The following is a 16275-nucleotide window of genomic DNA, read 5'->3' on the forward strand; positions in this document are numbered from 1 at the left end:
CCGTCGTCGTCCACAGTGGACTCCACAGGCTGTGGGCAGTGGTCAACAGGGTCGTCCACACCTTCTCACCAGGGCTGTGCACAGGCCCGCTTGAGTCCACCCGCCGGACCTCCCTAGCGTGGGGTCGCACGTCACGACCGCCGCTGTCGGTGCCCTTTGGTGCACTGTTCCCCGGGTCGCGTTGGGGGTTCGTGCAGTCGAGAGGGAGGGGTGCGAAGCGGTGTCGATCACCGACGTGGACAGGCCGGCGCAGTACGGCCCACCGGACGGCCCGGGGGAGTCGTTCGACCGCACCCCGCCGCAGGATGTGGCGGCCGAGCAGTCCGTGCTCGGCGGCATGATGCTGAGCAAGGACGCCATCGCCGACGTCGTCGAGGTCGTCCGCGGCAACGACTTCTACCGACCCGCCCACGAGCTCGTCTACGACGCGATCCTCGACCTCTACGGCCGGGGCGAACCGGCCGACGCCGTCACCGTCTCCGACGAGCTCACCAAGCGGGGCGACCTCGGCCGGGTGGGCGGTGCGCCGTACCTGCACACGCTCATCTCGTCGGTGCCCACGGCCGCGAACGCGGGCTACTACGCGCGCATCGTCCGCGAGCGGGCGGTGCTGCGCCGGCTCGTCGAGGCCGGCACCAAGATCGTGCAGCTGGGCTACGCCACCACCGGCGGCGACGTCGACGACATCGTCAACGCCGCCCAGGCCGAGGTGTACGCCGTCACCGAACGCCGCACGAGCGAGGACTACCTGCCGATCGGCCAGATCATCGAGCCGACGGTCGACGAGATCGAGGCGGCCGGTCACCGCGGCGAGGGCATGATCGGCGTCCCCACCGGGTTCGCCGACCTCGACCGGCTCACCAACGGCCTGCACCCGGGTCAGATGGTGGTTCTCGCCGCCAGACCGGCCATCGGCAAGGCGCTCGCGCTCGACACGCCGATGCCGACGCCGACGGGTTGGACGACGATGGGCGACGTCCAGGTGGGTGACGAGCTCCTGGGGGCCGACGGTGCCCCCACCCGGGTGGTCGCCGCGACCGACGTGATGGTCGACCGCCCCTGCTACGAAGTGCACTTCTCGGACGGCTCGGTGATCGTCGCGGATGCCGAGCACCAGTGGGTCACGACGACGCGGGCTTCCCGTCGCGGGCCGGCTGCTGTCCGTGTGCGCCGGCGGGGCGACTCCGAGCTGACCCTCGGGTCGGTGCGCACCACCGAGGAGATCGCGCAGACGCTGCGCTGCGAGACCGCTGACGGTCGGCTCAACCACGCTGTCCCGACGACCGAGCCGCTCGAGCTCCCCGAGCGGGACTTTCTCGTCCAGCCGTACACGCTCGGCGCCTGGCTCGGCGACGGCACGAGCGCGGCTGCGTCCCTGACGAGCGCCGACCCCGAGATCGTCATGCGCTTGGAGGCCGACGGCCTCGTCGTGCAACCTACGGGTGCGCACCTGCGCTACTCGCTGAAGCTGCCGACAGAGGCGGTCGTGGAGCGTGCGTGCGTCGTGTGCGGCGCGCTCTTCCAGCCGCGGACCAGCCAGGTGCGCACCTGTGGTCGCTCGTGCGGAGGGCGCGCCAAGACGGTGAGCGCGCCGGTCGCGACGCCCACGTGCCCCGACTGCGGTGTGGAGACCTGCGGACTCGTGCGGTGCCAGGAGTGCCATTGGAAGTACGGCACGGTAGCGGGTCGCCTGCGCACGATCGGAGTCCTGAACAACAAGCACATCCCCGCCGACTACCTGCGCGGGAGCGTCCAGCAGCGACGAGACCTGCTCGCCGGTCTCCTCGACACCGACGGCACCGTCATGCCGACGGGCGTCGTGCAGTTCACGAGCACGAACCAGCGGCTGGCCGAGGGCGTCCGCGAGCTCGTCCTGAGCCTGGGGCACCGGTGTGGTTTCGCCACGAGGCCAGTTCGCGGACGCACCGACGCCTCGTCCACCGCGTACACAGTGTCGTTCAGCACGGACGACACGGTCTTCTGGCTCGAGCGCAAGCGCCTGCTCCACAAGGAGCGCGGCGCTCGTCGGTTCACCCGTCGACGGTCGCGCTTCATCACCGAGGTGCGTCCGGTGGCGTCGGTGCCGGTGCGTTGCCTGCAGGTCGACTCGCCCGACCACCTGTTCCTCGCAGGCCGGTCGATGATCCCGACGCACAACTCCACGATGGGTCTCGACATCGCCCGGTCGGCGTCGATCCACAACGGGCTGACGTCGGTCATCTTCTCGCTCGAGATGAGCCGCACCGAGATCACCATGCGCATGCTCAGCGCCGAGGCCAAGATCCCGCTGCAGAAGCTGCGCCAGGGGCGGTTGGAGGACTCCGACTGGACCAAGATGGCGCGCACCATGGGCGAGCTGAGCGACGCGCCGCTGTTCATCGACGACAGCCCCAACATGTCGCTGATGGAGATCCGCGCGAAGTGCCGGCGGCTGAAGCAGCGGCACGACCTCAAGCTCGTGATCATCGACTACCTGCAGCTGATGAGCAGCGGCAAGCGCGTCGAGTCCCGTCAGCAGGAGGTCTCGGAATTCTCCCGAGCCCTCAAGCTGCTGGCCAAGGAGCTCGAGGTGCCGGTGATCGCGATCAGCCAGCTCAACCGTGGCCCGGAGCAGCGCACCGACAAGAAGCCGCAGATGAGCGACCTTCGCGAATCGGGCTGCCTCACCGCCGACACCCGCATCCTGCGCGCCGACACCGGCGCCGAGACGACGATGGGCGAGCTGTTCGCCTCGGGCGCCACCGACGTCCCGGTGTGGTCGCTCGACGACTCACTGCGGTACGTCCGACGTCATCTCACGCACGTATTCTCGACGGGTGTGAAGCCGGTCTTCAAGCTCACCCTCGCCTCCGGCAAGCAGGTGCGGGCGACCGCCAACCACCCGTTCCTCACCTATGACGGTTGGCGACGGCTCGACCAGCTGGAGGTCGGTTCGCGGCTGGGCGTCCCGCGGCACGTCCCCGCGCCCGAGCTGGAGGCGGTACGAAGTGACGAGGAGGTGCTGGCGGCGATCAGCGGACCTGAACTAGGCACCTCGCACGATGTCCCCTCGTGGATGTTCCACCTGCCGAAGCGTCAGATCGGCATCGCTCTGTGCCGACTCTGGTCCGCGGGTGGAGCATTGCGAGCACCCCAAGGACCCGACGCCGGCACCGTCGTCTGGGCAGGTGAAGCCTCCCTCGGCGAGGCGATCACTCGCCTCCTGCTCCGCTTCGGGATCAGCGTGAAGTCGACCGGTGCTGGACCTGTTGTTGGATTGGAGCTGCGCGACGCCGACGACCGACGGCGCTTCCTTCAGGAGATCGGTCTCGAGGAGTCGTTCGACGTCGACGCCCGCGACGTGCTGGAGCGGGCGCGCGATGACACCGCGACGACACCACAGCGGCTGGCCGATCCCGTCATGTGGTCCCACATCGAGTCGATGCTGCGCGCCGGTCCGCGTTCGGGTCAGTCTCTGCTGTCGGGCATCACGGCCGTGATGGATCGGGCGGATCTCGACGTCCATGCAGTCAATGACCTGCTCTGGGACGAGGTCGTGTCGATCGAGCCGGACGGCGAGGAGCAGGTCTTCGACGCCACGGTCGTCGGCAACCACAACTTCATCGCGAACGGCGTCGCGGTGCACAACTCCATCGAGCAGGATGCCGACATGGTGATCCTGCTCCACCGCGAGGACGCCTACGAGAAGGAGTCGCCGCGCGCGGGCGAGGCGGACTTCATCGTCGCGAAGCACCGTAACGGCCCCACCGACACGATCACGGTCGCCTTCCAGGGTCACTACTCGCGCTTCGTCGACATGGCTCAGAGCTAGCCCAACCTGGACAGATCCGGCTCGCCCTGCCAAGGTCCCGCCATGCCCTGGGGGAGCACTGGTCGGCTCATGCACAACCGCGACTACGTGGTGCTGCTCAGCAGCCAGACGGTGAGCTCGCTCGGCTCGGCCATGAGCGCCTTCGTGTTCACCCTGCTCGCGGTCGACGTCACGGGCTCACCCGCCCAGGCCGGGTTGGTAGGAAGTGCCTACGCGCTCGGTGCGGCCCTGACCTCGTTGCCGGCGGGGGCTCTGGTCGACCGGTGGAACCGCAAGACGATCCTGGTCTGCTGCGCGGCCGGGGGCGCCGTCCTCTACGGCTCCGTCGCGGCGGCTCTGGCCCTCGACCACCTGACCCTCGCGCACCTGGTGGTCGTGGGGCTCGGGTCCGGCCTCTCGCGCGCCTTCTTCCTCCCGGCGCAGAACGCGGCCCTGCGGGCGATCGTCGCGCCGCACGACATGGGCGCCGCCATGTCGGCGAACGAGGGCCGCGAGCACTTCGCGTCCCTGGTGGGCGCGCCCCTAGCGGGCGCCCTCTATTCCGTTTCGCGCGTCGTGCCGGTGCTCGCCGACGCCGTCTCCTACGTCGTCCTCACTGTCGCGACGCTGACGCTGCGCGCCTCCCTCGCAGCCCCAAGCGGCTCCGCCAAGCCACCCGTGCTGGCCTCGATCCGCGAGGGCGTGCGCTGGGTGCTGGCTCAGCCTGCGATCCGGGCCATCGCCTTCTCGGCCACGGTGCTCAACTTCTGTGCCAACGCGATCATGCTGGTGCTCATCGTCCACCTCCAGCGCATCGGCACCCGCGCCCCGGTCATCGGCCTGCTCGAGACCGGTATCGGCGTCGGTGGCCTCCTGGGAGCTCTGGCCGCTGCACCGTTGATCGCCCGGCTGACCACGGGACGCATCGCCGTGCTGGCGGTGTGGGTGATCACGGTGTGTTTCGCACTCACCGCCCTGACGACGGCACCGGCCGCACTGGTGGTGCTGCTCGCCGGGGCGATCTTCTTCGTGCCGTCCTTCAACGCCGGGCTCTTCGGCTACCAGGTGCTGGTGACGCCCGACGACATGCAGGGGCGTGCCCAGAGCGCGATCGGGTTCCTCGCCACGGCGACGAGTCCTCTCGCACCCATCGCGGGCGGTCTGCTGCTCCAGAACTCCGGGCTGCGGGCCGCCGTCCTGGTGCTGTGCGTGCCGTTGGTGCTCGCCGGTCTGAACATCACGTTGAGCGCTGCGATCAGGGCGATCCCGTTGCTGAGCCAGGTGACTGCGCATCAAGCGCAGGACAGGGTGCCCGGATGACCGAGCCGATCTACGTCGTCACCGACATCGAGGTCGACGGGCCCTGGCCGGGCCCGAGCTCGATGCGCTCCTTCGCCTCGGTCGCGGTGACGGCGGCGGGCGACGTCCGCGGTGAGTTCCAGGCCGTCCTCGAACCGCTGCCGGGAGCCCAGCCGAACCCCGACACCCACGCGTGGTTCCAGACCCAGCCGCAGGCGTGGGCGGCGGCCACGCGCGACCCGCGTCCCGTGCCCGTGGTGCTCGACGACTACGCGCAGTGGGTGCTCAGCCTCGGTGCCGACCGGCACTTCGTGGCGTCGCCTCTCGCCTTCGACGGTGGCTGGATCGACTACTACCTCCGGCGTTTCACGCAGTACGCCGTGTGCCAGGGCCCCTACGAGACCGACCGCCTCTTTCACGGGCCCGGTGTGTGCCTCATGAGCCTCGCCTGCGGCGCCACCGGCGGCGACCCGGCCACCTTCTCGGTGCACCAGCTGCCGACGGAGTGGTTTGGCGACGTCCCGCACACCCACGAGGCGATCGACGACGCCCGCGGCTACGCCAACCTGCTCGTGACCCTGCTGGGGCGCCGCGCGGCGACCGCCCGCTGAGCGTCCCGACGGCCGGACTCAGACGAGGCCGTGGGTGACGGCGTAGGCGGTGGCGGCGGCCCGCGTCGGCTGATCGAGCTTGGTCAGGATGTTGGCCACGTGCCGGTGCACCGTGTGCTCACTCAGCACGAGCTCCGCGGCGATCTGCGCGTTGCTTCGTCCCGTCGCCACCAGCTGCATGACCTGCGTCTCGCGGCGGGTGAGCCGTCCGCGGTCAGGAGTCGCAGCCGGTTCTGGACCTGCTGCTGCCGCCGCCCGCGCCAGCCGCCCGGCCCGCTCGAGCAGGCCGGTCGCGCCGACGTCGGCCAGCAGCCGGCTCGACGTCGCCACCTGCTCGGCCGCCGCCGTCGGATCGCCCGAGTCCAGCAGCGCAGCAGCGAGACCCAGCCGGCTCTGCGCCTCGTCGAACCGCAACCCCGAGTCGTGGAACCGTCGCACGGCCTCGCGCCAGAGCGGCTCCGGCTCGCCGCCGCCGACGGTCGCAGCGGCAACGGCGGCCAGCCCGAGCAGGGGGTCGGTGCCGACGTCCTGCGCCGTGGCGGCCAGCTCACTCGCGCAGGCCGCGGCGGCCAGCCGGTCGCCGGCCGCCGTCGCGGTGAGCACCGCGGGCAGCAGCACCCGGGCTCGGTCCAGGCGGTTGGACTCGGGGATCGTGCGCAACACGGTCCGCACGGACGACCAGGCGCCGCGAGCGTCCCCGCGGGCGAGGCGGATCAGGGCGCGACCGGCCACTGCCACCGGATGGAACTCTGCCTGGCTCAGCAGGTGGTCGGCCTCGTCGAGGCGCCCCTGGCGTCGCCGCAGCTCACCGAGCTGCACGATCGCCTCGACGCGCGTCTGACGGCGCGACTGCGCGAACTGGTCGAGCACGGCGACGAGTGTGCGCTCCGCCTCGGGCCACGTACCGAGCGCCACGAGGATCGACGAGTACTGGATCCGGCACACGCTGAACAGCGGCGTCAGGTGTCGCCGCTCGCAGAGCGCCTCGACTCGCCGGCACCACTCCTCAGCCCGGCCGAGGTCCTGCGTCTCCTGGCAGGCGACGATCATCCAGCAGCAGATCTTCCCCGTCCACATCAGGTCCTGCACGTCACCCACGGTCGCCGCGGCGACCGCCGCGTCCAGCTCGCGCAGGCCCCGAGCGGCCTCGCCGGCGCTGGTCGACGCCAGGCCGGCCAGTGCGGTGCCCGCGAACCGCAGATCGGCCACCTGCAGCCGGGTGCCGACGTCGACAGCCCGTTCGGCCCAGGCCCGGGCACCCGTCACGTCGTGCTCGACGGCCAGGGCCACCTCAGCCTCACGCAGGGCCCACCAGCCGTGCTCCTCGGCCTCGCTCACCTGTCCCAGCAGCTCACGCGCGCGGGCCAGCCACCCGCGGGCCACCGCCGGCCCCTGCCCGAACAGCAGCGAGTCGTACCCGAGGTCGGCAGCCGCGCGCCCCGCGCCGCGGACGTCGCCGCGGTCGCGGAACGCGCGGTACGCCTGCTCGCGGGCTTCGAGGCAGGCGGCTCCGTCGTCGAGCCACCACCACGCCTGCGCCAGCCCCGCGTAGGCCGCAGGGTCCGGCCCCGCGCGCAAGGCGGCCAGGTAGCCGTCGCGCGCCCCGGCCCACTGGCCCGCCCGCAGCGCCTGGTCCGCTGCGGCCACACCCGTCGACCGGTCGTCCTGCATGGACGGAGCGTCCCGCCCCGAAGGCCGTGGCCGCAAGGAGTGCGCGTCGGCTCGCCCTACGCGTTGACCCCTGCCGCCAGCGCGCGCACGTCCGCTGACGTCAACGGGTTGCCGGCGATGGCCCAGTCGCCACTGGCGACCTCCTCCAGCACGCACCACGTCACCGGGCGCATGTTCTCACCCTCGATCTCGACCATCGTGTCGGTCAGCCGTCGGATGATCTGCTGCTTCTGGTCGGGGGTGAACACGTTCTCGATGACCTTCACCTGGATGAGCGGCATGGTGTCCTCCTGGGTCGTGGACGCCGACTCTCGACGCCCACGGCCAGCGTCGGCCCCGCCGCGTCATCGGCGCGTCGCCCGGACGAGCCATTCTGGCGGCGCGGACCCTGGCCCGATCGGGCCAGAGCGGGGCTAGCATCGCCGGCATGGCCACGAAAGCCGCGCCCTTCCTGATGTTCCAGAACGCCGACGCCGAGGAAGCCATGACGTTCTACACGTCGCTCTTCGCTGACGGCGAGGTGCTCGACGTCGCGAAGTACGGCGCCGACGGTCCCGGCCCCGAAGGCACGGTCATGGTCGCCCGCTTCACCCTCGCCGGCCAGGAGGTCATGTGCAGCGACAGCCCGGTGCAGCACGGCTTCGGGTTCACGCCGTCGGTGTCGCTGTGGGTCGAGGCCGAGTCCGACGACGAGCTCGAGCGGCTCTTCACGGCGCTCGCTGACGGCGGCGGCACGCTGATGCCGTTGGGGGACTACGGGTTCAGCCGTCGCTTCGGATGGGTCAATGACCGGTTCGGCGTCTCCTGGCAGCTCAACCTCGCCTGACGAGGGAGCCCCTCCACTTCCAAGGTATAGCGGCACCCGGGTCTTGCGGCAAGGCCCCGGTGGCGGGGCAGAATCGCCGCTCCGCCAGCCCCACCCTCGGAGCCGCCCGCGTGACCGACACCGCCTTCAGCCTGCCCGAGACCCTTGCGCACAAGGCAGTTCCAGCTCTCATCGCCGCCGACGAGCAGCACTTCGCCGCCATCACCGCCGCCCTCGATCACGCCACCGGCGAGCTGACCCGGCGCCTCGACACCCAGCGCCGGCAGGCCGGTGGACACGGCCAGTCGGCCATGGACCGCGACCTCGAGGTGCACCGCCTCAGCGCCCGCCTGCGCACCCTGCAGCGCTACGGCATCGACGTGTGCCTGGGCCGCATCGTCTCGGACGGCGACCCCGAGCCTCGCTACGTCGGACGCCTCGGTCTCGCGGACGCCGATGGTCGGCGCCTGCTCGTCGACTGGCGTTCCCCTGCCGCAGAACCGTTCTTCGCCGCCACGCATGCCCAGCCCATGGGCCTGCTGAGCCGCCGCCGTTACCGCTGGACGCTCGGCCGCGTCACCGACTACTGGGACGAGGTCTTCACGGCCGAAGGCCTCGAGGGTCATGGCGCCCTCGACGACCAGTCCGCGTTCATCGCGAGCCTGGGCGCCAGCCGGTCGCCCCGGATGCGCGACGTCCTCGCGACCATCCAGGCCGACCAGGACGCGATCGTCCGTGCGTCGTCGCGCGGCCCACTCGTGGTCGACGGCGGCCCGGGCACCGGCAAGACCGTGGTCGCGCTGCACCGCGCCGCCTACCTGCTCTACGAGGACCCGCGCCTCGGCCACCACCGCGGCGGCCTGCTCTTCGTCGGCCCGCACGAGCCGTACCTGGCGTACGTGTCCGACGTCTTGCCCAGCCTGGGTGAGGAGGGCGTGCGCACCTGCACGCTGCGCGACCTCGTGCCCGAGGGAGCGACCGCCGTCGCCGAGCGCGACACCGACGTGGCCCAGCTCAAGTCCGACGCCCGGCTGCTGGCGGCCATCGAGCCGGCCGTCCGGCTCTACGAGGAGGTGCCCACCGACCCACTGACGGTCGACGTCGACGGTGTCGAGCTGCGCCTGAGTGCCCGCGACTGGGCCGAGGTCTTCGCCGCCCCCGACCCCGACACCCCCCACAACGAGGCCCGCGAGCAGATCTGGGAGGCGCTGATCCACCTGCTCGCCGACCAGCACGACGGCGACGATCTGTCGCCGGACGCGCTGCGGCGCTCGCTGCACCGGCACGAAGGACTGCGCACCCGCTTCAACGCCGCCTGGCCGACGCTCGACCCGCTCGACGTCGTCGGCGACCTGTGGAGCGTCCCCGCTTACCTGCGCCACTGCGCCCCGTGGCTCGAGCCCGCCGCCGTCCGCACTCTGCAGCGTGACGACCCGACGGCGTGGACGACGTCCGACCTGCCGTTCCTGGACGCCGCCCGCCGCCGCGTGGGTGACCCGGACGCCACCCGTCGTCGCACCCGGGAGCGGGCCGCCGTCGCCGCCCAGCGCCAGGAGATGGACGCCGTGGTCGACCACCTCGTGGCCACCGACGACTCGGAGATGAAGGTGATGTCGATGCTGCGCGTGAGCGACCTGCAGAGCGTCATCGTCGACGACGCACCGATCACCCACCAGGCGACCGACGCCCTCGCCGGCCCCTTCGCGCACGTCGTGGTCGACGAGGCTCAGGAGCTCACGGACGCCGAGTGGCAGATGCTGCTCAGCCGCTGCCCGTCGCGCAGCCTCACGATCGTCGGCGACCGCGCTCAGGCGCGGCACGGCTTCAGCGAGTCGTGGGCGGAGCGCCTGGCTCGCCTCGGCGTCGCCTCAGTGCGCCTCGCCACGCTGAGCATCAACTACCGCACGCCCGAGGAGGTCATGACGCAGGCCGAGCCGGTGATCCGGGCCGCGGTCCCCGACGCCAACGTGCCGACGTCCGTGCGCCGCAGCGGGCTGCCGGTGCAGCGCGGTCGGACGGCGCACCTGGAGTCGCTGCTCGACCGCTGGCTCGACGCGCACGCGGAGGGCACGGCGTGCGTGATCGGCGGCCCGCCGCTCGCGTCCCGGCCGCGCGTGCGCTCCCTCACTCCGGCGCTGGCCAAGGGGCTGGAGTTCGACCTCGTCGTGCTGGTCGACCCCGAAGCGTTCGGCACCGGGATCGAGGGCGCCGTCGACCGCTACGTGGCGATGACCCGGGCCACCCAGCAGCTCGTCGTCCTCACCAGCGACGACTGACGGTGCTCCCTGCCATGCTGCCGACCGTGCCCACCGCCGCAGCCGATGCGACCCGCATGCGCGACCTGCCGCGGGTGGTGTGGGTGCTGGCCGGCGGCCGCTTCGTCAGCTCCGCCAGCTCGTTCCTCATCCTGTTCCTGGTGCTCTACCTCACCGGCGACCGGCACCTGCCCGTCGGCACCGCCGGTGTCATCGCCGGCGTGCACGGGGTGGGCAGCCTGCTCGGCAACTTCACCGGCGGGCGTTTCGGTGACCGCCTCGGCCACCGGCGCGTGCTGCTCGCCGCGGCGAGCGTCGTCGGCGCCGGCACCACGCTCATCCCGTGGACGCCGACCTGGGCGCTCGCGCTCACGCTGCCGGTGATCGGCTACCTCGGCGCGACGGCGTCACTGAGCCAGGGCGCGCTGGCGGCGCTCGCTGTGCCGACGGGCGACCGGCGCTCGTCGGTGGCCGTGAGCCGCGCGGCGTCCAACGCGGGGTTCGTGATCGGGCCGCCGATCGCGGCTCTGGTGGCCACCGCGTCGAGCCTCGACGCGCTGTTCGTCGTCGACGGCGTGCTCACCATCGTGCTGCGCGTCATCACCTCGCGGCTGCTGCCGCCGGACGCACCGCACGCCCCAGGCCGGCCACGCGACGGTCTGTGGCGGTCGGTGCGCGCCAACCCGCCGCTCGTCGTCCTGCTGGTCGGCGTCGTGCTGGTCGACCTCGTGTACCGCCAGCTCTACAGCACGTTGCCGGTGTACCTCCGCGATCACGGGCAGCCACTCGGTCTCTACACGCTGCTGATCGCGCTGGGGTCCGGGCTCATCCTGCTGCTCGAGGTGCCGGTCGCCGTCGTGTTGCGTCGGCACGCGGCCCTCACGATCGTCGCCATCGGCTACGCGCTCGTGGCGGTCGGCTTCGTGCTCTTCGGCGTCGACCTGCCGGGCCTGCCCCTCGCCGCCTCGGCCGTCACCGCCATGGTGGTGCTCACCGCGGGGGAGATCCTCTACAAGACGACGGCCACCGCGCACGTGCTCGACGAGGCACCCGACCACCTCGTCGGGCAGTACCAGGGGCTGTACATGGGGGCCGCGACGAGCGGCATGATGCTGTCCGCGCCCCTGGGAGGGCTCGTCTACGCGACGGCACCGTCGCTGCTGTGGCCGCTGTGCGGGGTCGTCGCCGGCTGCGGGGTCGTGCTGGCCGTCACCTCCCAGCGCCTGCGCTCGCCCAGCCGCACCGCGACGACGCCCGCGAGCACCAGCAGCCCGCCGAGCAGCTGAACGGCGCGAGGCAGCTCGTCGAGCAGCGCCCAGGCGAAGCCGACGCCGGCCAGCACCTCGAGCAGCGCCACGAACGACGCGAGTCGCGAGCCCAGCCGCCGTGTCGCCGCGATGCCGGTCACGTACGCCACGGCCGCCGTCACCAGGCCGAGCAGGAGCAAGGGCACCCACCACCCGACGGTGTGACCGGCGTACGCGACGTCGGCGGTCGCCGCCCGCAGCGGGAGCACCCCCACCACGCCGAGCAGGCCGAGACCGAGCGCCCCGACGAGCAGGCCGCCCGCGGCCAGGGTGAGTGGCGGCAGGCCATTGCCCTCGTCGGCCGACACCACGAAGTAGACGGCGGCGCCCACCATGGCCGCCAGGGCCCACGCGACACCGGCCGGGCTGAGCCGTGCACCCGACAGCAGGTCGAGGACGAGCACCAGGCCCACTGCGGCGAGGCCGGCACCGGCGACGGTGAGCGGGGTTGGCCGCTCGCCACGGCGCAGCCACAGCCACGCGACGACGGCGGCCGGCGCGGTGTACTCGATGAGCAGGGCCGGGCCCACCTGCATGCGCTGCACCGCGGAGAAGTAGCAGAACTGCGCACCCGCCACGGCGAGCAGGCCGTAGAGCAGCATCACGCCGGCACTGCGTCGCAGCAGCAGCCAGCGTCCATCGAGCGCGGCGACACCGAACGGCGCGACGACGACGGCGGCCAGACCCACCCGCACCACGACCAGCGCACCCGGCGTCCAGCCGGTGTCGAGCAGCCCGCGGGCGAGGGAGCCCGACAGGCCGAAGGTGGTGGCGGAGACGACGGCCAGCACGAGACCGCTGGTCATCCGAGCGGTGTGCGTGTCATGAGCGATCGCCGTCATGGGTCATGACGCTAGGGCGGCCTGGGTAAGGTGTCAACGTGATTTTCACTCATGACACCGAGCTGTCGTTGCAGGCGGCGGTCGCGCTGGTCAACAGTGCTGGGCCGCCCGACACGATGACGACGGTGGCCGAGCTCGACGCCTGGTTCGACGCCCACGGGTACACCGGGCGGCACGACCGCGACGCCGGCGAGCTGGCCGACGTCCGCGGTCTGCGCGACGAGCTGCGCCGGCTGCTCACCAGCGACCGCGACGCGGCGGCCGAGCAGGTCAACGTGATGCTCGCCCAGGCCCGCGCCGTGCCGCAGCTGATGCGGCACGACCCCTTCGACTGGCACGTGCACGCGGTGTCGCAGGACGAGTCGCTCGTCACGCGCGTCCGCGTCGAGACGGCCGTGGCGATGATGGACGTCATCCGCGCCGACGAGATGTCGCGACTCAGCGCCTGCGCGGACGGCGCCTGCGAGGGCCTCGTGCTCGACCTGTCGCGCAACCGCTCGCGTCGGTACTGCAGCACCACCTGCGGCAACCGCAACGCCGTCGCGGCCTACCGCGCCCGCCGCGCCGCCCGCTGACCGGCGGCGAGTGGAGAGAGCCGAAAAGTGCAGTGCGCCACCGGCTGCGGCGCACTACCGTCGCGGCCGTGCTGCTGCTGACGACACCGCGCACCGAGCTGCGCCACTGGTGCGACGACGACCTCACCGCCTACCTCGACCTCTACTCCCGCTGGGACGTCATGCGCTGGCTCGGCCCGCAGCCGCGCCGCGTGGTGGAGAACGAGGCCGAGGCCCGCCGGCGCCTGCAGCGCTGGGTGCAGCTGGCTGACGAGCTCGAGGCGCCGTTCGGCCTGTGGGCGCTGGTGCCCCGCGACGACGGCGCCGACGGGACTCCGGTCGGCACGCTGATCCTGCTACCGCTCGACGACGCCGACGGCGCGACGTCGGAGGTCGAGATCGGCTGGCACCTGCACCCCGACCACCAGGGCCGGGGCCTGGTCACCGAGGCTGCGCACGCGTTGCTGCAGCGTGCGGCGGACGCCGGTCACCGTCGCGTCCTCGCCGTCACCGACGACGACAACGTGGCGTCCCAGGCCGTGACCCGTCGGCTGGCTATGGTCGACCAGGGCCTCACCGACCGGTGGTTCGGCCTGACGATGCGCCAGTTCGCCTGGCAGCCCGACCCAGGAGCCTGATGGACAAGGACGTGCTGGCCGCCCACCTGGGATCCGCCCGCCGGCACGTGCTGGGCATCGTCGACGGCCTGAGCGACGACGACCTGCAGCGCGCCGTGCTGCCTTCCGGCTGGACGCCGACGCAGCTGCTGCACCACCTGGCCGTGGACGTCGAGCGCTTCTGGTTCCGCGGCACCGTGGCGGGTGAGCCGGAGGTCGTCGCTGCGATCGACCCCGACTCCGATGGTGGCTGGACGGTGCCGCCCGGCCTGGCGCCGTCCGACGTCATCACGTTGTACCGCAACGAGATCGAGCGCGCCGCCGCCATCATCGCCGCCACGGATCTCGACGCGCCGCCGGCGTGGTGGCCGGGCTTCTTCGGTGACTACCGGCTCGCGGACCTCGGCGAGGTGATGCTGCACGTGCTCACCGAGACCGCCACGCACGCGGGCCATCTGGACGCCGTCCGCGAGCTCATCGATGGCCGCCAGTGGCTGGTGCTCGACTGAGCGCCCTGACACGCGCACACACCCGCAGATACCCGCCGATCTCCGCCTGCAGACGGCGTCGGGGCGCACTTCTGACCGGAAATCGGCGGGTATCTGCGCGAAGGACGGGGAGCGGGTGGGGCAGAGTGGCCCCGTGCACTTCATCGGCGTCGACCTGGCTTGGGGTGACAAGCGACCCACCGGCGTCGCGGTGCTGGACGCCGACGGGCGGCTGGTGCACCTGTCGGCGGTGACGGACGACGACAGCGTGGTCGCCGCGCTCGCCGGCTACGTCGGGGGCCCGTGCCTCGTCGGCTTCGACGCGCCCATCGTCGTCACCAACGCCACCGGCAACCGGCCCGCCGAGGCCGCGCTCAACCGTGACTTCGCGAGGTTCCACGCCGGTGCCCACCCCACCAACACCGCCCGGGCCGAGTTTGCCCAGCAGCCCCGCGCCGCACGCCTGGCCGAGCGCCTCGGGCTCGACATCACCCCGCCCGCCACTGGCTCCCAGCGCGCGATGGAGGTGTACCCGCACGCCGCCACCGTCTCGCTGTTCCGCCTCGGCCGGACCTTGAAGTACAAGAACAAGCCGGGCCGCCCGCTCACCCAGCTGCGCTCGGAGCTCATGCGGCTGATCGGCCTGCTCGAGGGCCTGGCCGCCGCCGAGCCGGCCCTGCGGCTCACCCAGCACCGGGGGTGGCGAGACCTCGTGGCCGGCGTCGAGACCGCCGAGCGCAAGAGCGACCTGCGCCGCGCCGAGGACCAGGTCGATGCCGTCGTCTGCGCGTACGTCGCGCTCTTCGCCGAGCGTCGACCCGATCTCACCACCACGTACGGCGACGCCCGCACCGGCGCGATCGTGACGCCGAGCCTGCCGCCGGGCCACGAGCCCGACACCGACCAGCTCACCGAGGTCGACCAGACGATCCGCCAAGCCGTGCAGGAGTACGCCGCCCTGCAACCCGACCTGCGCGAGGCCACGGAGCAGTACGTCGAGCTCGTCACGAGCCTGCTCGACGACGCGGGCATCAACTACCTCACCGTCAGCGGCCGTGCGAAGACCGTCGCGTCGTTCGCCGCCAAGGCCGAGCGCACCGTCGACGGCCGCCCGCTCTACGCCGATCCGTTGCACCAGATCACCGACCAGATCGGCGTGCGGGTCATCACGTACGTGCGCAGCGACGTCACCGCCGTGGCCGACGTCCTCAGCGACCAGCTGCGCGTCCTCGAGGACCGCGACATGGGCGAGGTGACGGCGAGCGAGGGTCGGTTCGGCTACGCCAGCCGGCACCTGCTCGTCGAGCTCGACGACGCGCGCGCTGCCGCGGCGTCCGACCTGCTCCGGGGCCGCAGCGCCCAGGTGCAGGTGCGCACGGTGCTGCAGCACGCGTGGGCCGAGTTCGAGCACGACATCCGCTACAAGGGCGTCGTGCCCGAGGAGCACGCGCCCGACCTCGACCGCCGCTTCACCCTCGCCGCCGGACTGCTCGAGCTGGCCGACAGCGAGTTCTCCGCGATCCGCGACCGCTTGCGCGACGGACGGTCGACCGAGCGCGAGGAGCCCGACGACACCGACCCGCGCATCGCGGCCAACGACCTCGCTGCGTTCCTGGCCTCGCAGTTCGCCGATGCCGGCTGGTCGCGCACCGATCACTACGAGTGGATCTCGGGGCTGCTGCTCGAGCTGGGCATCACCTCGCTCGACGAGCTCGCCGGGCTGCTGGGCACCATCGACGTCGCGGCCATCGACGGCCGCACGGCCTACCGGTACCCGCCGGGCGCCGTCCGGCGGCTCGACGACGCGTTGCTGGCCGTCTTCGGCAGCCGCTACGTCGGCCTGCACGGCAACCAGCATCGGGTACCGCTGCTGCGGGCGCGCCTGGATCGTCTGCGGGGCAACGAACCCAGCGCCTGACCTGACGAGGCCGCCGAGGTGCGACGAGCCTCGACGGCCCCGCGTCCGGAGGGACGCTCACGGCAGGCTGACGGAGCCGCGCCGGGTCTTGCGGAGGAGGTACCGGACGCTTCGACGA

12 protein-coding genes and 1 pseudogene are annotated in these 16275 nt (G+C 72.1%); 10 read left to right on the forward strand and 3 right to left on the reverse strand.

The features are described 5' to 3' along the window. Window positions 1-220 precede the first annotated feature (220 nt). The 3 genes from dnaB to ASD06_RS17085 are packed head-to-tail and all read left to right on the forward strand — an operon-like array spanning window position 221 to window position 5700. Window positions 221-3811 carry a replicative DNA helicase gene (gene dnaB / locus ASD06_RS17075; RefSeq protein ID WP_056680434.1) on the forward strand — a complete coding sequence of 1197 codons (3591 nt, stop codon included), beginning with the start codon at window positions 221-223 and terminating at the stop codon, window positions 3809-3811. Window positions 3812-3853: 42 nt separating this feature from the next. Beyond that, window positions 3854-5110, forward strand: coding sequence for an MFS transporter (locus tag ASD06_RS17080; RefSeq protein ID WP_082538161.1), 1257 nt, complete (start codon window positions 3854-3856; stop codon window positions 5108-5110). After that, a complete protein-coding gene (locus ASD06_RS17085) occupies window positions 5107-5700 on the forward strand; it encodes a hypothetical protein (RefSeq protein ID WP_056680441.1) in 594 nt (197 codons plus the stop codon). The genes ASD06_RS17080 and ASD06_RS17085 overlap by 4 nt, the downstream gene beginning before the upstream one ends. A gap of 18 nt (window positions 5701-5718) precedes the next feature. On the opposite strand, the gene ASD06_RS19725 is transcribed toward ASD06_RS17085, so the two are convergent. Both ASD06_RS19725 and ASD06_RS17095 read right to left on the reverse strand, forming a co-directional pair. Beyond that, window positions 5719-7371 carry a helix-turn-helix transcriptional regulator gene (locus ASD06_RS19725; RefSeq protein WP_056680444.1) on the reverse strand — a complete coding sequence of 551 codons (1653 nt, stop codon included), beginning with the start codon at window positions 7369-7371 and terminating at the stop codon, window positions 5719-5721. Window positions 7372-7427: 56 nt separating this feature from the next. Next, complete coding sequence (locus ASD06_RS17095; protein WP_056680446.1) at window positions 7428-7652, reverse strand: tautomerase family protein; 225 nt, start codon at window positions 7650-7652, stop codon at window positions 7428-7430. Between the two features lie 146 nt (window positions 7653-7798). Between ASD06_RS17095 and ASD06_RS17100 the strand changes: the two genes are divergently transcribed. The 3 genes and pseudogenes from ASD06_RS17100 to ASD06_RS19730 form a co-directional block, all read left to right on the forward strand. Then, window positions 7799-8197: a VOC family protein gene (locus ASD06_RS17100; protein ID WP_056680448.1), complete on the forward strand. Its 399-nt coding sequence runs from the start codon at window positions 7799-7801 to the stop codon at window positions 8195-8197. A gap of 110 nt (window positions 8198-8307) precedes the next feature. Continuing rightward, window positions 8308-10452, forward strand: coding sequence for an RNA polymerase recycling motor ATPase HelR (gene helR / locus ASD06_RS17105; RefSeq protein ID WP_056680450.1), 2145 nt, complete (start codon window positions 8308-8310; stop codon window positions 10450-10452). A 56-nt stretch (window positions 10453-10508) separates the two neighbouring features. Then, window positions 10509-11537 (forward strand): annotated as a pseudogene (locus ASD06_RS19730) (MFS transporter); the annotation flags it as partial. A gap of 32 nt (window positions 11538-11569) precedes the next feature. On the opposite strand, the gene ASD06_RS18640 reads toward ASD06_RS19730, so the two are convergent. Beyond that, window positions 11570-12580 carry an EamA family transporter gene (locus ASD06_RS18640; protein WP_082538162.1) on the reverse strand — a complete coding sequence of 337 codons (1011 nt, stop codon included), beginning with the start codon at window positions 12578-12580 and terminating at the stop codon, window positions 11570-11572. 38 nt (window positions 12581-12618) lie between these two features. On the opposite strand from ASD06_RS18640, the gene ASD06_RS17115 reads away from it, so the two are divergent. From ASD06_RS17115 to ASD06_RS17130, 4 genes are all read left to right on the forward strand, one after another. Then, the gene (locus ASD06_RS17115) at window positions 12619-13155 is read left to right on the forward strand and encodes an ABATE domain-containing protein (protein WP_056680453.1); all 537 of its coding nucleotides are present in this window, start codon (window positions 12619-12621) and stop codon (window positions 13153-13155) included. 68 nt (window positions 13156-13223) lie between these two features. After that, a complete protein-coding gene (locus ASD06_RS17120; protein ID WP_082538213.1) occupies window positions 13224-13772 on the forward strand; it encodes a GNAT family N-acetyltransferase in 549 nt (182 codons plus the stop codon). Then, window positions 13772-14260 carry a DUF664 domain-containing protein gene (locus tag ASD06_RS17125; protein WP_056680461.1) on the forward strand — a complete coding sequence of 163 codons (489 nt, stop codon included), beginning with the start codon at window positions 13772-13774 and terminating at the stop codon, window positions 14258-14260. The genes ASD06_RS17120 and ASD06_RS17125 overlap by 1 nt, the downstream gene beginning before the upstream one ends. Window positions 14261-14393: 133 nt before the next feature. Beyond that, the gene (locus ASD06_RS17130; protein ID WP_056680463.1) at window positions 14394-16157 is read left to right on the forward strand and encodes a DUF429 domain-containing protein; all 1764 of its coding nucleotides are present in this window, start codon (window positions 14394-14396) and stop codon (window positions 16155-16157) included. Window positions 16158-16275: the final 118 nt, after the last annotated feature.

This window comes from Angustibacter sp. Root456 (assembly GCF_001426435.1).
Lineage (GTDB): Bacteria > Actinomycetota > Actinomycetes > Actinomycetales > Angustibacteraceae > Angustibacter.

What these genes read in the sequence shown, in the direction of transcription:
- ASD06_RS17100 (WP_056680448.1), top strand. Translation starts at nt 7,799, where the DNA reads ATGGCCACGAAAGCCGCGCCCTTCCTGATGTTCCAGAACGCCGACGCC.
- ASD06_RS17080 (WP_082538161.1), top strand. Translation starts at nt 3,854, where the DNA reads ATGCCCTGGGGGAGCACTGGTCGGCTCATGCACAACCGCGACTACGTG.
- ASD06_RS17125 (WP_056680461.1), top strand. Translation starts at nt 13,772, where the DNA reads ATGGACAAGGACGTGCTGGCCGCCCACCTGGGATCCGCCCGCCGGCAC.
- ASD06_RS17085 (WP_056680441.1), top strand. Translation starts at nt 5,107, where the DNA reads ATGACCGAGCCGATCTACGTCGTCACCGACATCGAGGTCGACGGGCCC.
- ASD06_RS19725 (WP_056680444.1), bottom strand. Translation starts at nt 7,371, where the DNA reads ATGCAGGACGACCGGTCGACGGGTGTGGCCGCAGCGGACCAGGCGCTG.
- ASD06_RS17095 (WP_056680446.1), bottom strand. Translation starts at nt 7,652, where the DNA reads ATGCCGCTCATCCAGGTGAAGGTCATCGAGAACGTGTTCACCCCCGAC.
- ASD06_RS18640 (WP_082538162.1), bottom strand. Translation starts at nt 12,580, where the DNA reads ATGACGGCGATCGCTCATGACACGCACACCGCTCGGATGACCAGCGGT.